This window comes from Micromonospora sp. NPDC048930 (assembly GCF_043197935.1).
In the GTDB taxonomy this organism is placed as follows: Bacteria; Actinomycetota; Actinomycetes; order Mycobacteriales; family Micromonosporaceae; genus Micromonospora.
Genome location: NZ_JBICUB010000021.1, coordinates 44,958 through 63,047 on the forward strand (window position 1 = coordinate 44,958; position 18,090 = coordinate 63,047).

Genomic DNA, 18,090 nt, shown 5'->3' on the forward strand with positions numbered 1-18,090 from the left:
TGAAATCCGAACGGCTGGCGCACTCGATCCGCGGCATGAGAGTGAGCGAGATCAGGGCATTTGCCTACGACTCGCGCTTAAGTCCGATACGGCCGCGATCACGCCGCGATGAAGAAGCTGCGGTTGTTCGCGGTCCTCAGTGCTCTCTCACCCGCCTGTCACGACTCGAACGTGAAGCGCAGCGCCTTGGCGTCGCGGATGCCTCCCAGATTGACGGAGCCCTGCGGGAGCACGCTGAGGTGGTTGAGCGGATCCGTGATGATCCGGACCTCCGGGTCCTTGCCGCCTTGCTCGACGTTCCCGACCACGACGAGGAAGAACTGCTGGGTCTCCTGGGCACGGCGGAACTCGGAGCTGGTCAGCGAGATGGTCTCGGGGATCTGCCCGGCGTAGACCTTGAGCTCGAAGAAGTTCTCCAAATCGTCGATCGCGTCGGCGCCGACGTTGCGCTGGTGTCGGATGTCGACAATCTGTTCCTCGTCGCCGCCGAGTACGCGCCGTACCAGCGTCAGCCCGACAGATTCGCGCTCTAGCTCGGTGTAGTTCTTGGTACCTCGTCCGCCGTCCACCGAGGGCTTTTTTGGGTTCGAGGTGTCGGGGTCGCGAGGCTTACCGGACGAAGTCGTCGACTTCTTGCCAGTGGGTTCACCGTTTCCGGCGGGCGTCCCACCGATGATCTCGCCGTCCTCGTTCTTCAGTTTCAGGCTGTCGGGGTCGACCAACTGCCTGGTCGTTTTCGGCTTGGCCTCGGTGGCCTTGGTCGCGGTAGCTGCCTTGCTGCGCTTGGTGTCCGAAGTGCCCTTGCCCTTCGAGCGTCGGTTCTTGCCCTGCTCGGCCAACTCCCGCAGGAGCTCCTCACTGCGCTCGTCGCGTTCCTTCTTGCGCTCGGCGTCCAACCGCGCCGCCGTCGTGAATTCTTCCTCGCGGTGCCCTTCGAGGGCGACCGACCAGGCGGCTACCCAGTCGTGGGCGATTCGGCGGGCGTCGCCGTCGAATACGGATGCGATGGCGTAGGCACCCGAACTCGGGGAGCCAATCGCCCCTTCGTCAGTGACGTAGAATACGGCGGCGGATAGGTCGAGCCAGGTGTCAAGCTCGACGGTTTCATCGAGGCCGTAGGTTGGCTCGACCAACCGGACCCGGAGGCGAGGCGACTGCTTGATGCTAACTGCCGCCAGCTCGCCCCACGAGACGCGCAGGCTCTGCTCAGCCTTGGGATCGCTCAGTGCAAGGTCGGCCTTCAGGTTGGCGACAGCGCGGGAGAAGACCTTCGTGAGTTCAGCGTTGTAGGTCGCATCGTCCGGGTCGAGCACCTGCCCGTGGGGAGCGTCGAGTCGTGTCAGCTTGTATGCGCCAACCAGCGGATCGAGCTGGGTCAGCGACCCGCCGGGGCTCCAGATCGGCACTCGACCCTTGAGCACCTGTGCGATCAGAGCGTTGCGCGTCGCGTAGACCGGTCGCTTTCGCTCCCACCGATCGCCGACCCAGACAGCCGCATTCCTGAGCTTGGCCAGTTCGCTCTCAGGCGCTCCGACTAGCAACCGGAGCGCTTCGAGCATGATCAGCTTTTCGTCCGGCTTCAGCGACTTCTTGCGCGCGAGTTCGCCGAGTACGTTCCGCGCGTCTTGGGCGGTTGGTCGTTGGATGGCAAGCAGCGCCCAGAGCGCGTCAGTGCCCGAGACCGAAGGCACGAAGTCGCGCATGTCGCCGAAGATCGGCGGGCCAGCAAGCACCACGCTCGGTCGGCGCCAGCCGCCCCGGGTTGCGATAAGGCCGTCGCCGCGACCGAAGGCGTTCCGGGCCATGCTTGCCGGGTGCCCGCCCAGTCGCTGGCTGCGGACCTGGGCAGCGAGCGCCTGGTAGAGCGGGGCCGCGAGGTCCTCTGCCGTCTTGGGCGTCGAGTTGGTCTCGGCGCGTACTTCCTCGAGCTTCTGGATCAGTTCGGTCACCGTCGGGTCGCCCGCGACGCCGATGCAAGCGAGAATTTCGCGGTAGGCCTCGTTGTCGAGGGCCGGGCTCAGGTACCGGTCCGGGTCGTCGCCGTAGAGTGCCATGGTCGCCGAGCTCTTGATTCGGAGCTGGTCGGGCGCCGTCGCCTTGCCCTTCTCGGACGGCAACCACGCGATTGAGGCGGCGCTGCTGATCCACCAGGCATCGACCGTGCCCGTGTGCACCCAACCGTAGTGGGCCGTGGCCGCTGTGACGCTCGCATGTTTGCTCAGACGATCCCAGGCCCGCGCGAGGGTGCCGAGCACAGCGCCCGCTCGCCGGCGCCGTTGGCCTGGGTCCTTCTCCTTCGCAATGCTTTCCAGGACCGCATCGAGATCCGGCGCGATCCAGTCCCCAAGGGTGTAGGTTGCCTGCAGCTGCCACAGAGCCTCGCGACGGCGCGCCGGTGATCCGGTAGCCGAGGCAGGTACGCCGGGGCTGTAGTTCGAATACCGTGGTTGGTTGGCCGGGTGGCTCTTGATGCGTGGCGCTACCTCGGCACCAAGCAGGCGGAACAAGCGCTGGGCGCCGATGCCGTCACGGCCGCCGTCGGTCCGGATCTTGTCCGAGTAGCGCCGGTCGATCCAGATCAGGCCCGGCGTCTTCCCGGCAGCCACGAACCAGGTGTTGACCTCGCGCTCGATAAAGTAGGCATCGCACGGACGGGCATGGGCACCCTGCCGCTGACCATTCGCGTCGTGCACGACAGCATCGACCTTGACCGCCCGGCCAATGCCAGCGCCGAGCGCTGGGCGCTCGGCCTCTGGGATCGCTTCGAGTGCACGACGAAGCCCGTCGACCTGCGCATCGGTCAGGGGACGTTCCAGCGTGGTTCCCGCCTTGCCAGCCACGGACAGGACGAGCAGCGCGTCCGCACTCGTCGCCGACGACCGCAGCCACTTCCTCTCCTGAAGCCAGTCGCGGATCACGGTCCAGTGCGGCCGACCCATGAACGCCGGGTGTAGCCGTGCCCCGATTCCCAGCAGCTCCCAGGCCGCGTCGGGATCCGCCGGAAGCAGGACCGCCAGGCCCTTGCGACTCGATGGTGGCACGCGGACGCCGCTGTCAAGCACCAGACAGGCTCGTGAATCGAGGGCGGTGCCAAGGCCCGCTTCGACCGCGACTGCCAACAGATCGGCGACGAACTGCGGCGATCGCTGGTCGTCATCCAGCAGGGCGCTCGCGTCCTCAACGCTCACCTGGGTCGGCGTAGGGGCTCCTTCGGCACGAAGGTCGTCAAGTACCTCGCGCCAGCGGCCGTCGCTCGATCGCGCCGACTGGGCCAGCACGCCTGGCTGTCCCGACACCAAGCGGACGTCCTCGGAGGAGAGGACCGGAGTGAGTTCGGCCGCCTCGTAGGCGAGTTCGTCCAGCTGGTACGTGGTCCCTGCGTGGTTGAGAGCCAGGGCTGCGGCGAACTCGACGCGAGCCCGGCGTAGTAGATGCTCTTTGAGGCTGGCCCGGAGCCGACCGGTGGTCCGCTCATCTGCCTCGAACTCGGCCGTCGTAGGGACGGTCGCCCAGCCCTGCGCCGGCGCCAACTGGAAGACGTCGAGCGCCGCGTCGCGCCAAAGATCGCTGAGCAGTGGTACGAGTGCCAGGTTCCAGTCGGTGTCGGCGATATCCCGACGAGAAGGCTGGGGATCGAACTGCGCGAGAAGGCGGAAGGGCAGGCCGACCGGCCGAACTGGCAAGCCGACGTGGATGTGCCCGGTGTCGCCTTCGAACAAGGCGAACGCGAACGCCAGCGGTGTACGAGCGCCATGCGCCTTTCCCACCCGCTCCACCTCAGCAGGCGAGGCGGCACTGCGGCTGTAGACCAGCCACTGACGGCCGTCGGCGGCCGTGACTCGGCGTCGAGACGTGCGGCCACCGGGAAGCTCCAGTGCGTCCTCAGGGCCGCACTCAAGCTGCAGTCGGACGATCTCGCGCCCCGACTCGTCGACCAGCCGGACCATCGAGAGGTGGCGGAGGAAGACCAAACCTGCGTCATCCCAGTGCCTGAGCCACTTCGCGGCGTCGTCGCTGTCGACAACGCCAGGGGTGAAGGGGATGGCAAACGTCGTCGGCGAACTGTCGGCCTGCGGCCAGGCGATGTGCTCGTTCAGCGGCCGGATTGTGTCGGAACTGAACCGCACGCGGAAGTGGCCTTGGTAGACCTCGAGGACGTTCGAGAGCGAGTGGAGCGTCTTGAGCCCGATGCCGAAGCGGCCGAGCTTCTCTTCGTCGGCGGCCTTGAGACTGAGCCACGGGATGGCCAAAGCCCAGACGTCATGCAGGGTGAGCGGGGCACCGTTGTGCGAGAACAGCAGCCGTGACCCGAAGCTGTCGACAGCGATAGTGGCCTCGGTTGCGCCGAGGTCGTCCGCGTTCTGAATGAGCTCAGCCAGCCCCTGAAGGCGGTCATCGCTGAGGTAGGCGGCACTGTCGCCCGCCCGCTTCAGGGCGGACCGGATCGACTTCGGCAGGCTGTGTAGGCGCTCGACCAGCGCGATGACGCCCGCGTCGGCCGCCGCCTCGTCCTCGGGTAGGAGGGCGACCGTGCGCGGCGTCTCAGGGTCATGATCGGCAACGAGGTGGGCGACCTCGGACGCTTCGTGGACAGCGAAGATGCGCGGAATCAGCCCACTCGCCATATCCGCTCCCATTCACGTTGATCCAGCGCTGCCTCCTATCCTCTCGCACTGCACCGACAAGAAGATGGGCCTTACGGGTACGGATGACCATCATGAAGCCATGATCCAATCGCCTCGATCGACAACCTCGCCAAGCGCATAACGGGCGAGACCGCACCGACCTGGCGAGGAATCCGCTAGGAAATAAAGGGCAATCTACCCACATCAAAGCCCTCTGATTCCAGCCCGTCCAATCATTAGTTCCGAAACCGCAGGTCAGGGCCACCATATTGACGCAATCGAAAACTTGGCCATCATGGAGCGTCGGCTGCTCGCGTCTGGGGCGAGCACACCCAGAGAAAGATCATATTGTGGCGAAGGGTCACAAGTGTCCGAATTGTGGCAAGAATACGCTTCAGCCGTACACCACCAACCAATTGAGGTGCACCAAATGCGCTACGACGGTGAAGAAGAACCAGTTCTCCTGAACTACGAGCACCTGCTCCGCTAGCTCATCGACATGCACTTCTACTGTCGTTGGCGTAGAGGCTCGCCTTGAATAAGTCGCGCAGCTCGACCTACGCCGGTCTGCCGATGGGCCTGCGGTCGAGCTGGGCTTTCCACCAAGCCTTCAGTTTCGACTCGATCAAGGCCCATCGAGCGTCGGACAGGTCGCTTGCCCCTGCTGCCCAAGCACACCGAAGGCATCCACTCCAAGCCCAGGCGCCTGGTCAGCCGCCAGATCCTCACCGGGATCGAGCCTGGCCTGTTCGCCCAGCCCCGCCCGCGTCCCTGCATCAACCCCAGGAGCAGCGAGCCTTACCCAAGGCCAATCCCGTAACGGACACGAGCCCATAACGTCCTCTGAGTCAGGCATGACCCCGCCGCACACTCCGACCCACAGCGGACGCATGGCTGACGCATACTTTCGGCAGATCCATGCACTGGAAGGCGTCGTCCGATGAGTGCACGAGCAGTCCTCCCAGCCCAGTAGACAAATCGCGTTGAAGGCTCGAAGTCAGTCAGGCGTAGGGTCAGACCGGGCTAGGAGGGCTTTCTCGTACACCTTCACCGTCAGGAGTTCAATCGCCAGGCCGCTACGGCGGCTGCGGCGGGCAGCAGTGCAGTGATGGCCAGCGCGGCGGCCGGTCCATATGGCTGCCACAGGGCTGCGCAGAGTGCAGTGCCGCCACCACCGCCTACGAAGGTGGCCAGGGTTATCAGTCCGATCGCTCCGCCGCGGCAAGGTGGCGGTGCGTGTCTGGTGGCTTCTGTGGTGAGCAGCATCTGCGCGATCGCCGAAGCGGCGAACGCGGCCGTGGCGGCTGCCGCGACGCCAATTGGACCGGGGTCGACGGCGGCGTAGCACAGCGTGCCCGCGAACAGCAGGCTCGCCGCCGACAGGACGTACTGGGCAGGCAGGCGGCGGGCGGCGGCTGCGGCGCATCGGGCCAGCGCGGCACCAACGGCGGCGCCGGGCAACAGGAGCAGCCCGATGTGCGTGGTGCCGTAGCCAAGCTTCGTCATCAGGTGGGGTGCCGCGTAGAGGATGGCGAACAGGCCGGCGTAGATGCCGGCACCGGTGAGCGCCGCGCGCCGAAACCATGCGGCCGACAGGACGCCGTCGAGGACGAACCCGCCGGGGTAGCGTCGGCTGCGGATAGCGAGGATGAGCGCGGTGGCGGCGGTGGCGGCAGCCGTCGCCGTGATGGTGACCGGGCTGGTGTGTTGGGCCGCGGTTTGGGCGGTCAGGAGGAGCCCGGCGGCGACGACCGCAAGCAGTGCCGCTCCGGGCCAGTCCAGCGGCTCCCGGTGCCGGCGTGGGGTGGTCAGGGGCCAGCAGAGTGGGATTGCGGCAATGGACAGCACCGGCAGGGCGAGTGCCACCCGCCACGACCAGGCCACCGTCACTGCTCCGGCCAGCGGCGCGGTGGCACTAAATGCGGCTAGGCAGGCGCCGAACCGGGCCAATGCCGTCGGGCGTTGCGATGCCGGCAGGTGGGCGGCCGTCGCAAGTGCGGTCGCTTTTACCGCGCCGGAGCCCACCGCCAGGAGGATTCGACCGGTTACGACGGCGGCCAGGTTGGGGGCGACCGCGCATGCCAGCGCTCCGGTGGTGAGCAGTGTGACGGCGATCAGGAGGACCGGGCGTCTGCCCCACAGATCGGTGATGCGTCCGGCGCTGACCGCACCGACGCCGATTCCCACGGCGTACGCGGTGAGGATCCACGCGAGCGCTGGACCGCTGGCGTGAAGATGCTGAGCGGCGGCCGGGAGCGCGACGGCGGCGGCGCTGACGCCGTAGACGGCGGGCCCGTACAGGACGCCCAGCCGCCACCCGGGTCCGGGTGCGATGGGCACTTCGTTACGGGGAACGACCTCCTCGGCCGGCATGGTCGTCGGCCGTGTCATCGGATCCCCACCTGCGCCGCTGTTCGAGGGGCACGGACGTCGCCGAGAGGGGCGCGGTGATCAATCCCCGGGGCGGCGGCCCGCATGGCGGCCGCAGGGCTGGGGGCTCGACGGAGCCGTGTCAGCACGACGACGATCCCAGGAGCAGGGATGCTGCCGGTCATCGGGCCTCCCCACCATGAGTGGTGTCGTCTGGGCGGGAGCGGGTGGCCACCACGCGCAGCACGTGGGCGATGTTGTCTCTTGGTGGCATTCCTGGGCCGGCGAACAGCTCCGCCTGCCGCGCGTGCACGAGGCGTTGCAGCTCCCGTGCAAGGTCCAGGCCGGCCTGCGTGGGTCTGACGACGACGCGCCGGCGGTCACGCTCGTGTAGCTGGCGGCGCACAAGGTCCCGGTCGACGAGCATGCTGAGCGTGTTGGTGAGGGTGGCCTTGGCGATGCCCACCTCCACGGCGATGGCGCGGGGCTCGACCACCCGGCGGGCACAGATGAGCACCAGCACGTCGTAGCTGGTCCAGGTCATGCCCGCCTCCCGCAACACCGTGCGTTCGAGATGCGCGCGGACGCTGTTCGCGGTGCGGCACAGCTGCGCCACTGCATCCGGGCGCGGCGGCGGGGCCGGTCGAGAGTTGACGGGTGGGCGGTAAATCCCTGCGATCTGCCGCCGGGTTGAGGCGCTCATCGTGGCCTCCGCAGGTGTCGCGGTCGGCGCAGGGTGTGCCGGTTGCGATGTTGGCCCTTGCGGCCGGCGCGGTCGGCCGGTGGCGGCGGTTCAGGTGTGGACAGGCATGGATGCTGGTTCTGGTCGGTGCGCATGTTTCACCCCCGTGATTTGTGCGCTGTCGGATGTGGTGTCGTGGTGCCAGGTCGGGCCTCACCTGCTCTCGTCGAACGGGGCGCCGCGCTCGCGCATGAACGGCACCGGGTTGGTGGAGTTGGCGTTGCTGAGGTCGCAGCGCGATCCGTCGCAGACCGCCTGGTGGGTTTCGAAGTGCAGGTGCGGGCCGGAGGAATGGCCGCTGGTGCCGACCAGTCCGATCGGCTGGCCCGCTTGCACGGTTTCGCCAACGCGTACGTCGGGGCGGCGAACCATGTGGCAATACCGCGTGCCGTAGCCGCCGGCGTGCACCAGGTCCACGTACCAGCCGCATCCGCGGGTGCTCGGGCTGCCGTCGATGTCGCAGTTGCCGGTGCCGGGGTCGCAGCCGGACCACACCACCTCGCCGGCGCTGGCCGCGCGGATGACGGTGTTGCGGGCGGCGATCAGGTCCACGCCAGCGTGCAGCCGTCCGGCGCGCGGCCCGTAGCCACTACCCACGGCGGCCTGCACGGGCAGGGCCCATCCCGACGCGGCCACGTTCGGGGCGCTGCCGCACACGGCGAGGCTGGCCCCGGGCAGGTCGCTGATCGTGGCGACGCCGGTCACGGCTGCTACGACCTGCTCGGCGTCCTGCTCGTATTCGCCGTACTTGTCGGGGAACGCCGAGACCTGGACCCGTTGCGCGGCGACGGTCAGTGGCAGCTGCTGCCAGTTGGGGATGCGCAGCAGCTTGTCGTAGAACTTCTCGGCGGCGTAGACCGGGTCGAGGATCTGCGCCGGGGTGCCCCATCCCTGGCTGGGCCGCTGCTGGAACAGGCCAACGGAGTCGCGGTCGCCGCCGCGCAGGTTGCGCAGGCTCGACTCGACCATGGCTGTGGCCACCGCGATGACCCAGCCTCGGGCCGGTATCCCCCGCTGCTGGCCGACGGTGACGATCGTGGCCGCGTTGGTGACCTGCTCGCTGTTCCACCGGCCGACCCCGCCGCGCGTGCCCGCGCTACTCGGGGTTTGTCCAGCAGCGGGGGCGCAGGCTGCGGCCGGCGCTTCGGTGAGCACCGCTGCCAGCGGCAGACCACACACCAGGAGCAGCGCTGCCACCACGGCGACGCCGATGCCGGCCCGCTGCCCGTTCATCGCGAAGTGTCCTTCGGCATGCCGAGTGTGGCCACCAGCCAGCGTTGGTCGTCGCGTACGCACACCACGCGCAGCACGCCCGCATCCGTGCCGACGTCGACCTCCGCCCGCTCCGGGGTGGCTGCGACGACGCGGCCGGGTGCGGTGATCCGGGTGGCGGGCACGTTGGCCGGGTCAACGGTGTCGAGCAGGTCCGCATAGCCGGGCACGGCGTAGGGGCGCACGTCGGCGCGCCACTGGACGGCCGGCAGGTCCGGGCGTGCCCACCGGGCGACGAACCGTGTCGCCGTGGCCGCAGCTGCGGAGTCTGCGGCGGTGGATCGGGTGGGCAGGACACCGTCCGGGTCCGCAAGCATGTCGGCCGGCGGTGTCACCGCCCGAAGACTGCTTGCCTGCGGGGCGGGAGCTCCGGTCGTACGGCTGGTGCATCCGGCCGCCAGCAGCATCGCAAGCACCATGAGTGTGGCTCGGCAGCGAGTGCGGGTCATGCCTGCTCCGGGGGTTCGTGGGGCGGCGGGTCCTGGGCTGACGGGGCGCCGAGCGCGGCGTTGACGCGCTGCCCGAGCAAACGCAACTGGTGGTGGACGTCGACCAGCGCCACACGTCGCTGGGCGGTCGGATGCCTGCTGGCGGTGTCAACGAGGGCACCAATGTGGTCGCGCAACTGGGTGAGGTTGGCGCTGATCGCCGCGAGGGGAGCGTCGAACGAGGTGCTGGCAGTCACTCGTCGACGTCGCGGGTGTAGTCGCCGTCGAGGTGCCCGTCGCTGGCCCAGTCCAGCTCCGTGTCGCGGCGCGTCTGCTCGTCGATGTCCGTCCATTGCTGCCTTTCTTCTCGCTGGTCGTCTCGCCAGGTGTCGCGTGTCTCATGGATGCCGGCGATGAAGTCGTCGAGGGTGTCGACCCCGACGCGCAGTCCGGTAAGGGCGGCCTCGAACCGTTGCCAGTCCCAGACGCTGGTGATCTCGGCTGGGTGTGTCATGTCTTGCCCCCTGTCTCCTGGGCCGCCGCCGCGGGCGTCGGCCGTGCGCTGATGTCCTCGCTGACGGCCCGGTGGGCGATGTCGGGCCAGGGCTGCGACCAGACGGTGTCCGGGCTGCGGGGGGTGTGCTGGCCGTGCCGGCATCGGGTGGTGTCCCACTGCTGCCAGCGGGTGCGTGCGCGGTGCAGCGCCTCGTGCCACCGCAGAGGCGCCTCGGGGTCCGCCTTGGCGGAGTAGGCGTGGTGCCACGACACGACCAGGGCGGTCAGCTCCTCTACCAGGGCCGGATGCGCCGGCCAGCACGCGCCGAGGTCCTGCGCCAGCCCGTACCGGTCGGACAGCCACCGGGTCCAGGCGATCAGCCACGCCCACAGCTCACGGGCGTCATCGCGGTGAAGGTCCCGCCAGCAGTGCCGCGCCGGCACGAACCCGGTCGGGCCATCAAGAGCATCAACACGGTCGGACAGCGCCGCGTGGGCCTCGGCAAGCTGTTCCACCGCGCCGCGCAGCGTGTCGATCAGCCCGGCCAGCTCGGCGGTCGCGCGCTCCTGCGGCGACGCCTGCTCTGGAATGTCGAACAGGAAGGTCCGATCTGGCATCAGCGTGCCTCCCGAAGTCGGGCGGTGAAGGCGTCCTGCGCCGTGTGAAACCGGTCGGCGTCAGGGCGCTCCCACCACGCGGGTTGCACCACCTCGACCGGTGGCATGTTGCCCAGCAGCACCAGGGCGTGCCCGGTCGGCAGTGTGCGCAGCTCGGCGAGGTCGACCAGTTGTTCTCGGCGGGTGTTCTCCTGCACGCTGGCCCGGCCGCCGCCCCAGGATGCCGCCGAGGACAACTCCTGCACCTGCCCGAGCAGCGACTGGGCGTCCTTGAGGGCGTTGACGTCCTGGGTGCCGCCCATCACGAAGCGGGCGTTCGCGCCGTCACGTAGGGCTTGGCCGCCGTCGCGGCCCCACCGTTCTTCCAGTTGATGGGTGTTCTGGCAGGCGATCGACAGGGCGATGCCGGCGCCTCCGCCCTCGGATGCCAAGGCGGGCAGCGACGGCAGCGGCGCAATGTTGGTGATCTCGTCACCGATCAGGTACAGGCAGGGCTCGACTCGCCCGCCTGGTGCGAGGAACGACCGTTGCAGGGTGCGGTAGATGATGTCCTCGGCGATGGCGGCGAACAGGGGCGCGATCAGCGCCTGCCCGCTGCGGGTGCCGACCAGGTAGAGGGTGCCGGACTCGTCGAGCCACTGCTCGGGATCGAACTGCTGCCCGCGCGGCGGTGAGCACGCGTGCAGGATGCGGGGGTTACTGAACGCGTCGAGCGCGCCGAACACCACCGACTGGATGGCGTCGCGGCTGCGGCCCGTGGTTTCCCGGTGGAAAGCGAGCCGGTCGGCCCACACCGTCTGCCCGTGGTGGCGCAGAATCCGCTCAGCGCGCGGGTCGGAGGGGTTGGCCGCCCAGCTCGCAACCTCGGTCATCGTGGCGCGCTCGTCCAGGGCGGCGGCGTGCAGCAGACCGCGGATGATCGACGCCGCCTGATCCTGAAAGTATTGGCCGTTGTCGACGTTCTCCTTGAGGCCGGCGCCGGCGGCAAAGCCTTTGGCGCGCAGCGCCGCGATGTCCGGATCCTCTGCACCATCGATGGGTGACCAGCGCAGTCGCGGCACCCCCGGCACCTGGCCCTGTGGCTCGAAGATCCACGCCGGGCCGACCTCGGCGCGCAGGTCGTAGGTGACCGATGCGACGTCGAGGCGGGTGGAGGTAGAGATGACCGCGCCGCGGGCGTCGGCGACTCTCGGGATGATGTAGCGGCTCGTCTTGTTGGCGAACCGGGCCGCCCCGGCCAGCAGTTCGGTGTACTCGTTGGCCAGGTACAGCGGCTCACCCGTCAGGGCATGGTGGCCGAGCAGCCGGGCCACCTCCAGTGGGTCCGCGCGGCGCCGCTGCTTCACCGTGACGGTTTCGGGTGGGTCGGTGTCGCGGATGGTCAGGCCCGGCCGCAGCACGTCGACGCGGCGCAGCACCGCCTCGACCGTCACCACTCGGTCGAGGTCCTTGCGGCCGGCGAAGCCGCGCCGGCGTACCCACCGCCGCGCCACCCGCATCGTCACCGCTGCGATGCTGACGACAGTGGCGCTGAGCAGGACGACCCACAGCCCGTACAGCAGAGGCGCTGGCGGCAGCGTGTCACGGGCGGCGGGCGGCCACGCCCGCGCCGGGTCGCCCGGGTTGGTGATGAGCCGTGCGGCGATGCCCGGAGCGTCGGCGGGTGGGCTGTCCGGCCAGGCCGCGTGGGTGAGCAGCCCGCCGGCCTGCCCGGCGAGCCACAGCGTGACGGTGCCCGACAGCACCAGCAGCGCCGCGATGCCCGCAAGCGCCAGTCGGGCCAGGATATCGGCGCGGGCCATCCCCCTGCTGGGTAGTCGGTGTCCCGGGGACATGAGTGAGCCGGCCATCACCGCACCTGCCTCACCACGGCCTGCTCCCCCGGCGACGGCGCCCTCTCCGGCTCAGGCTCGGGGGTTTGCCGCATCCGGCTGTCGGTGTCGACCATGCGCCGTTCGATCGAGGAGAGCTGGTGCTTGACGACGTAGGAGCGCAGCCCGACCTTCCACAGCCCGACGCCGCGGCGCAGGTGCAGCAGGAGGTTGGTCTCCACGTCCGTGGTGCCCAGGAACTCGCGTGCCGCCTCCAGGGAGCCGGGGGCCTGTCGGTAGGACACCCGCACGCCGGTGTCCTCGATCAGCCCTCGGGCGATGCGGACTTGCTCGGAGTCGGCGCTGCCGCTGGCCGACAGGTCCGTGAAACGGTGGAAGGCCAGGATGTTCGCGGTGCCGAGCGCTCGGGCGAGCTTTAGTTGCTCGCGCATGCGCCTCATCAGCCCGAGGTGGCGGCTGACCAGCGCGAACTCGTCGTATAGGCAGACGCGGGCGGGGGCGTTCGGGCGGGTCAGCTCGGCCTCCAGCCACGACTGGGCGCAGGTCATCGCCATCGCCGTCATCTGGTCTGATGCGCGGACCGCCCGCAGGTCCAGGATCGCGCCCGGCTGGTCGAAGTCGATCGCCAGCGTCGACGCGGCCGGGGCGTCGAAGATCCCGCCGAGCGCGCCGGTGATCAGCCGTTCCAGGGCAAGCCGGACGCGGCGGCTGTCGGCGGTGAATTGGTCGACGTCGTAATGCACCCCGGCCAGCCGGTGCGCCCACCGGGACGGATCGCCCATCGCGGTCAGGACCCGCGACAGGGTCGGGGTGTCCATCCGGTCCGGGCTGGTGCCGTCGTCGGCGCGGGTGACCGCGTCGAGGGCGTATTCGACCAACGATCGTTCCGCCTCGCTCAGCGGCCCGCCGAGCTGGATCTCCAACAGCCCTTCCAGCAGCAGCAACCTGCGTGCCCGCTGGATCTGCAACCACTCCGCCTCACCCTGATCGGGCAGGCGGCGGATGCCCGCCAGAGGGTTCATCACCACCCCGGAACCGGGGCCGACCCGCACCGGCTGGATGCCGGCTACGTCGGCGAGGGTGTCGTACTCGCCCTTGACGTCGACGATGTAGAACCGCACCCCGAACGGGATCCCGCGGAACGCGATGGTCTTGAGCAGCGACGACTTCGCCGACCCGATCTCCCCGGTGACCACCATGTTGGGGGCGCTGAGCACACCCGCCCGATACAGCTCGTGCACAGAGAACACGAACCCGGCGCGGGAGTACACCTCCTGTCCGATCAGGGGCCCGTCCACGCCCAGGCCCGGGTCGGCGACGAACGGATAGACGCTGCACAACTGCGCGCTGGTGGTGACCAGTGGCGGCAGCCGCAACCGCCAGAACACTCGCCCCGCCGCTCGTCCAAAGGCTCCCCGCCCGTCCACCGAGGGCGGGCCCAGCAGCATCTCGGTCAGCCGCCGCAGCGCCCGCTGCTCCCGTGCCAGGTCCGCCTGCGCCGCCGCGAGGTCGCGCCGGGCGGCGGAATCCGCGAGGCGCTGCGACCACGACCCTTCCCGGCGTACCCGGGGCTTGTCGTTTCTGCGTGTGCGGGTCATGCGAACCATCCCCGCATCGGCTTGAGGCCGCGCGCTAGGGGCAGCGCCCCGGCCACGAATGCTTGGTCCTGCTCGCCGTAGAGCACGACCGCCTGGCAGCCGCACCGGCCCAGCACCCGCCTGACGGCGCGCACGTCGTCGCGCAGCTGTTCCGGGCTGTCGGCCGTCACGGTGACCAGCACGGCGTACCGGTAGCGGACGTGCCCGGCGGCTTGCTCCCGGTCGATCTGCTCGACCGCGCGGGCTTCCTCGTCCTCCCGGGCGGTGCGGACCAGGCGCATCCGCCGCTTGGTCACCTCGTCACCGGCGCGGGCGACCTTGTCCCGTCGCGTCGCCAGTTGCGCCAACTGCGCCGGCACCGGCTCAGCAACCACGGCGACGGTGCGCCGGCCGACGGTGCGGGTGAACAGCGGCGTCATCCACGTCATCGGCACCGGCTGGCGGGGCATCTCGTACACCCACAGCGTCTGCGAGAAACCGGAGTCGTGCCGGTACGACGACCAGCCCACCGTCTCCGCCGCTACCGGCCCCGCCGTGTGCGGCGCCACCTCCAGGTCGGTGTCCTCGGGGTCGAACTGGCCGCGTAGCACCGCCGCGTACTGCCGTGGCGTCAGCCAGCCTCCGGTCTCGATGCCGGCCTCGCGTACGGCCGCCCGCACGCCCGTGAGCTTGTCCAGCACCACCGTGGCGATGGCGGCGTCCGTGCCGCCCGCGTCCGCGACCTCTCCGGACAGCTTCCGCACGTCGAACACCACCGTCAGGAACACGTCGTGGCGTTGCGTGCCGGGCCCGGCTGCCGCAGTGAGTTCCGCCAGCGACCGGTACGCCGCCGTGCCGGTGTCGACTGCCTGCTTCGCGAGGTACCGCTGTGCCCGGTTGCTGACGTCCGGCACCGCCCTCGCCGTCAGCGACCACCGCGCAAGGCCGCTGTCGGCGTACTCGGTGCCGAGCAGGTTCGCCACGTCCGCCCACGCGGTGAGCCGCTGATGCTGCACCGATGTGTCCGCCAGGACGAGGTTGCTGCCCGCGCACGCCAGCGTCGCGGTCACGGTGCCCTCCCGCCGGTGGTGCAGCAAGCCCACCTCGGTCAGCCCGTCTGCGGCCACCGCCGGTAGCCACTGGTAGCCGGCCGCCGGGCCGGGCATGTGCAGATGCTTCGTGCCTGGGTTCGCCGCCCACACCGCGCCGCGGTAGCGGTCCTGCCGGGCTACCCGCTGCGCCAACGCCCCCGCGACGATCGGCGTCCACTCGGTGACTCGGCGACCCCGGATCCGCAACAGCCCCACCGTGAGCAGCAGCACCGCCGCCAGCAGCAGACCACCGGCGGCGCCCTGCCGGCCGACCGCCAACATGTTCGCGGCGATGACCAGGCAGATCACCCCAGCCACCGCCGTGCCGATCTGCCCCCAGGAGAAGCCCAGGATCGACCCGCGGGTGGACCGCGGAGGAAAGTGGAACTGAGTCACGCCCTACTCCTCTGCTCGCCTAGACGGGCACGATCGGAATCTCGGCGGCTGCACCGGCAGCGGCGGCACCGCCCTGCCCGCCCGCCTGGCCGGCAGCCGGGCTACTGCTCGTCGGTGTCGCGCCTCCATTACCGGCCTCGTCGACCGGTGGCAGCCCGGGGCTGCCGCCAAGACCCGGCGCGCCGCTGCCACCAGGCGGTGGGCCGCCTGCGACCGGGGCATCAGTTCCGGTGAACGCGGTTGCCTGCTCGCGCGCCCCCTGCGGGGTCACCGGCAGCGCGCCCTGCTCGCCGGTGGCGTCGCCGGGCAGCGTGAGCTGGCCATGGGCCACATCGCCCTGCGCTGTGCGCGAGTCGCGCTCCACCCCGGCGGCCTCGTCGGCGTTCTCGCCCCCGCCCTGCTCGCCACCCGCCTGCCCGGCGGGCTCGCCGAACTGATCACTGTCCCCCCGACCGTGCAGAGCCTCGACCGTGTCGGGTAGCCCGGCGAGCGCGCCGACTGGCCCGCCGGGGTTGGTCGGGCTGGTGGGGATGGCCTCGGAGTTGCCCTGCATCAGCGACGTCGCGTCCATGTCGCCACCGCCGCCGCTCAACGGCTCGGCCAAACGCCGCGAAGCGGCGTCCATCCCCACCGCCGTGGCCGCCGAGGTCAAGAAACCGCGGGCATCAACATCGGCGAGGTAGCCGTCCCACATGCTCGTCAGCCGCAGCAGGATCCACGGCGCGAGGACCATCAGCACGATGATGAACAGGCCCCGCAGCACGTTGACCACGTTGTCGCTCTCGTAGCTGGTGCGGGTGCCGTAGATCCAGAGCGCGGCGATGAAGAACTTGCTGCTGGCCAGCGCGTTGCAGGTCCAGAACCACTTGCGGCCCCACGTACGGGTCTCGGCCATGACCTGGCCGGTCATCGCCATCGCCCCGAACAACGCCGCCCCGGCGGCCAGCAGCGACCGGAACAGCAGCATCACGAACACCAGCACCAGCCCGATCACGCCAACGATCGCGACGATGAAGGCCAGCAGGATCGTGCCGGTATCGGCGGTGAGCGTGTTGAGCGCGTCGACCCACATGCTCGGCTGCCAGTCCCGCTGCTGGTTGCGGGCGATCAACGCCACCGTCGCCTCGTCCCAGGCCGCCATCAGCAGATACGCGATACCGCCAGCGAACGCGATGCCGAACATCGCCCGAACCAGCCCGCCCAGGCTCGACAGCGGCCCAGGTCCACTCAGCCGCAGCCCGTTGATCGCCGTCGAGAGCACGAAGACCACCAGCACCACCACGATCAGCACCCCGCTGATGTCGTTGTAGACGCCGTAGAACGGTTCGTCGGCGACGGTGGAGGACTGCGTGAACACCACCTCGGCCAACTTGCCCAGCGCCCACGCGAACCCTGCGACGGCAACGTCGGCTAGGCCCTCGAAGCCAGTGCGCGCCGCCTCCTTGACCTGCGCTCCCACCTTGCACGACACGTCCACCAGGCCACATTCCGACGACGGCTTGAGTGACGACGACGCCACTAGCACCGGGCGTAGCGCGCGGCAGCGGTCCGCTTTCGCCTTCCACCGCTCGGCGTTCGCCTGGTCCTTCGTTGCCTTCGTGTCCAGGCGCTCGCAGCGCACCGGCTGCTCACCGGCGGCAGGCAGGCGCTCATCAAGCACCGATGGCGTGCCGTCCGGCGGCGGTGACTGCACGGTCAGCGTCACCGCGTCGCAGCGTTCCTGGTCGGCGGCGCTGGCCGCCGCGCTGCACACCGTCGTCCAACCGTCGCCCGCCTGCCACCGCACCCATGGCAGGCACCAATTCACCTGCGGCTGTGCCAGCGGCTCCGCGCCGCTACCAGGCCGGCCATCGACTGGAGGTGCGGGGCAGGCCGAAGCCGACGGCGACGGGACCGGCGTCGGAGCCGCCGCAGCCCGTCCCGCAGCAGTCAGCCCGACCGTCGTCAGCGACAGCACCGCCAGCAGCAGCCGGAGCATCACGGGCACCACGGACATCGGTCACACCGTCCCCGGCGCCCACGACCGCGCGCTGAGCACGTCGACGAGGGGCTGCATGTCCCGCGGTCCGCCGTCGCGGCGCGCACCGCGCTGATCCGGCGGCGGCACCGGCGCCGGACGCTCCGCTGTCACCAGCCGCCACCGGCCCTGCGACCACCGCACCGTCACCGACTGCACGTACCAGCCGCCCGCCAATCCGGCATTCGGATCCGCAGGGCTGCTCGTCGTGGCGCCGCTCAAGGTGCAGACGAGCATCCGCACCGACACCTCGCGGTCCTCGGGCACCACCGCGTCGAGGTCCGCGTCAGGCACCCAGATCCGCGCCACGACCGTCTGCGAGATCGTCTCTCCGTGCGCCGCCGGCCCCACGAGGGCCTGCACCGCCGATCCGGCTCCCTCGGCGGCGATCAGGTCCAACACTGCCTGTCTGCCCGTCGCATGCCGCGTACCGGCAGAGGCCAGCGCCTGCGCGTACGCCGCCGCCGCGTCCCCACCTCCGCGAGGGGTGCCCGGGAAGCCCACCGGCACCCCGGCCTGCACCCGCTCGGTGTACCGCGCGGTCACCTGCCGCTCTGGCGTGCTCGCGCGCCCGGCGGCGAACACCGCCACACCGGCGAGCGCCACCACGACCAGCACTGCAGCGAC

13 protein-coding genes and 1 pseudogene are annotated in these 18,090 nt (G+C 69.9%); all 14 read right to left on the bottom strand.

Translation table 11 applies throughout. The features are described from left to right. Positions 1 to 158: 158 nt before the first annotated feature. Positions 159 to 4,625: a sacsin N-terminal ATP-binding-like domain-containing protein gene (locus ACGFI9_RS33530; protein WP_393184457.1), complete on the bottom strand. Its 4,467-nt coding sequence runs from the start codon at positions 4,623 to 4,625 to the stop codon at positions 159 to 161. A 560-nt stretch (positions 4,626 to 5,185) separates the two neighbouring features. After that, positions 5,186 to 5,275, bottom strand: a pseudogene (locus tag ACGFI9_RS33535) (IS5/IS1182 family transposase); the annotation flags it as partial. Positions 5,276 to 5,678: 403 nt separating this feature from the next. Beyond that, the gene (locus ACGFI9_RS33540) at positions 5,679 to 7,016 is read right to left on the bottom strand and encodes an MFS transporter (RefSeq protein ID WP_393184459.1); all 1,338 of its coding nucleotides are present in this window, start codon (positions 7,014 to 7,016) and stop codon (positions 5,679 to 5,681) included. Between the two features lie 160 nt (positions 7,017 to 7,176). Next, the gene (locus ACGFI9_RS33545; RefSeq protein WP_393184461.1) at positions 7,177 to 7,539 is read right to left on the bottom strand and encodes a MarR family transcriptional regulator; all 363 of its coding nucleotides are present in this window, start codon (positions 7,537 to 7,539) and stop codon (positions 7,177 to 7,179) included. 351 nt (positions 7,540 to 7,890) lie between these two features. Further along, complete coding sequence (locus ACGFI9_RS33550) at positions 7,891 to 8,970, bottom strand: M23 family metallopeptidase (protein WP_393184463.1); 1,080 nt, start codon at positions 8,968 to 8,970, stop codon at positions 7,891 to 7,893. Continuing rightward, entirely contained in the window at positions 8,967 to 9,416 is a 450-nt protein-coding gene (locus tag ACGFI9_RS33555; protein WP_393184465.1) for a hypothetical protein, read from the bottom strand. The genes ACGFI9_RS33550 and ACGFI9_RS33555 overlap by 4 nt, the downstream gene beginning before the upstream one ends. A 38-nt stretch (positions 9,417 to 9,454) precedes the next feature. Then, entirely contained in the window at positions 9,455 to 9,694 is a 240-nt protein-coding gene (locus ACGFI9_RS33560; RefSeq protein ID WP_393184466.1) for a hypothetical protein, read from the bottom strand. After that, positions 9,691 to 9,951: a hypothetical protein gene (locus ACGFI9_RS33565; protein ID WP_393184468.1), complete on the bottom strand. Its 261-nt coding sequence runs from the start codon at positions 9,949 to 9,951 to the stop codon at positions 9,691 to 9,693. Before ACGFI9_RS33565 ends, ACGFI9_RS33560 begins: the two co-directional genes overlap by 4 nt. Then, complete coding sequence (locus ACGFI9_RS33570) at positions 9,948 to 10,550, bottom strand: hypothetical protein (RefSeq protein WP_393184470.1); 603 nt, start codon at positions 10,548 to 10,550, stop codon at positions 9,948 to 9,950. Before ACGFI9_RS33570 ends, ACGFI9_RS33565 begins: the two co-directional genes overlap by 4 nt. Continuing rightward, positions 10,550 to 12,352, bottom strand: coding sequence for a type IV secretory system conjugative DNA transfer family protein (locus ACGFI9_RS33575; RefSeq protein ID WP_393184472.1), 1,803 nt, complete (start codon positions 12,350 to 12,352; stop codon positions 10,550 to 10,552). Before ACGFI9_RS33575 ends, ACGFI9_RS33570 begins: the two co-directional genes overlap by 1 nt. A gap of 47 nt (positions 12,353 to 12,399) precedes the next feature. Continuing rightward, positions 12,400 to 13,980: a hypothetical protein gene (locus ACGFI9_RS33580; RefSeq protein ID WP_393184474.1), complete on the bottom strand. Its 1,581-nt coding sequence runs from the start codon at positions 13,978 to 13,980 to the stop codon at positions 12,400 to 12,402. After that, complete coding sequence (locus ACGFI9_RS33585) at positions 13,977 to 15,446, bottom strand: SCO6880 family protein (RefSeq protein WP_393184476.1); 1,470 nt, start codon at positions 15,444 to 15,446, stop codon at positions 13,977 to 13,979. The genes ACGFI9_RS33580 and ACGFI9_RS33585 overlap by 4 nt, the downstream gene beginning before the upstream one ends. A 19-nt stretch (positions 15,447 to 15,465) precedes the next feature. Next, positions 15,466 to 17,442, bottom strand: a complete 1,977-nt coding sequence (locus ACGFI9_RS33590; RefSeq protein ID WP_393184478.1) for a hypothetical protein — start codon at positions 17,440 to 17,442, stop codon at positions 15,466 to 15,468. A gap of 3 nt (positions 17,443 to 17,445) precedes the next feature. Next, on the bottom strand, positions 17,446 to 18,081 hold the full coding sequence (locus ACGFI9_RS33595) for a hypothetical protein (protein WP_393184480.1): 636 nt from the start codon (positions 18,079 to 18,081) through the stop codon (positions 17,446 to 17,448). Between the last annotated feature and the right edge of the window lie 9 nt (positions 18,082 to 18,090).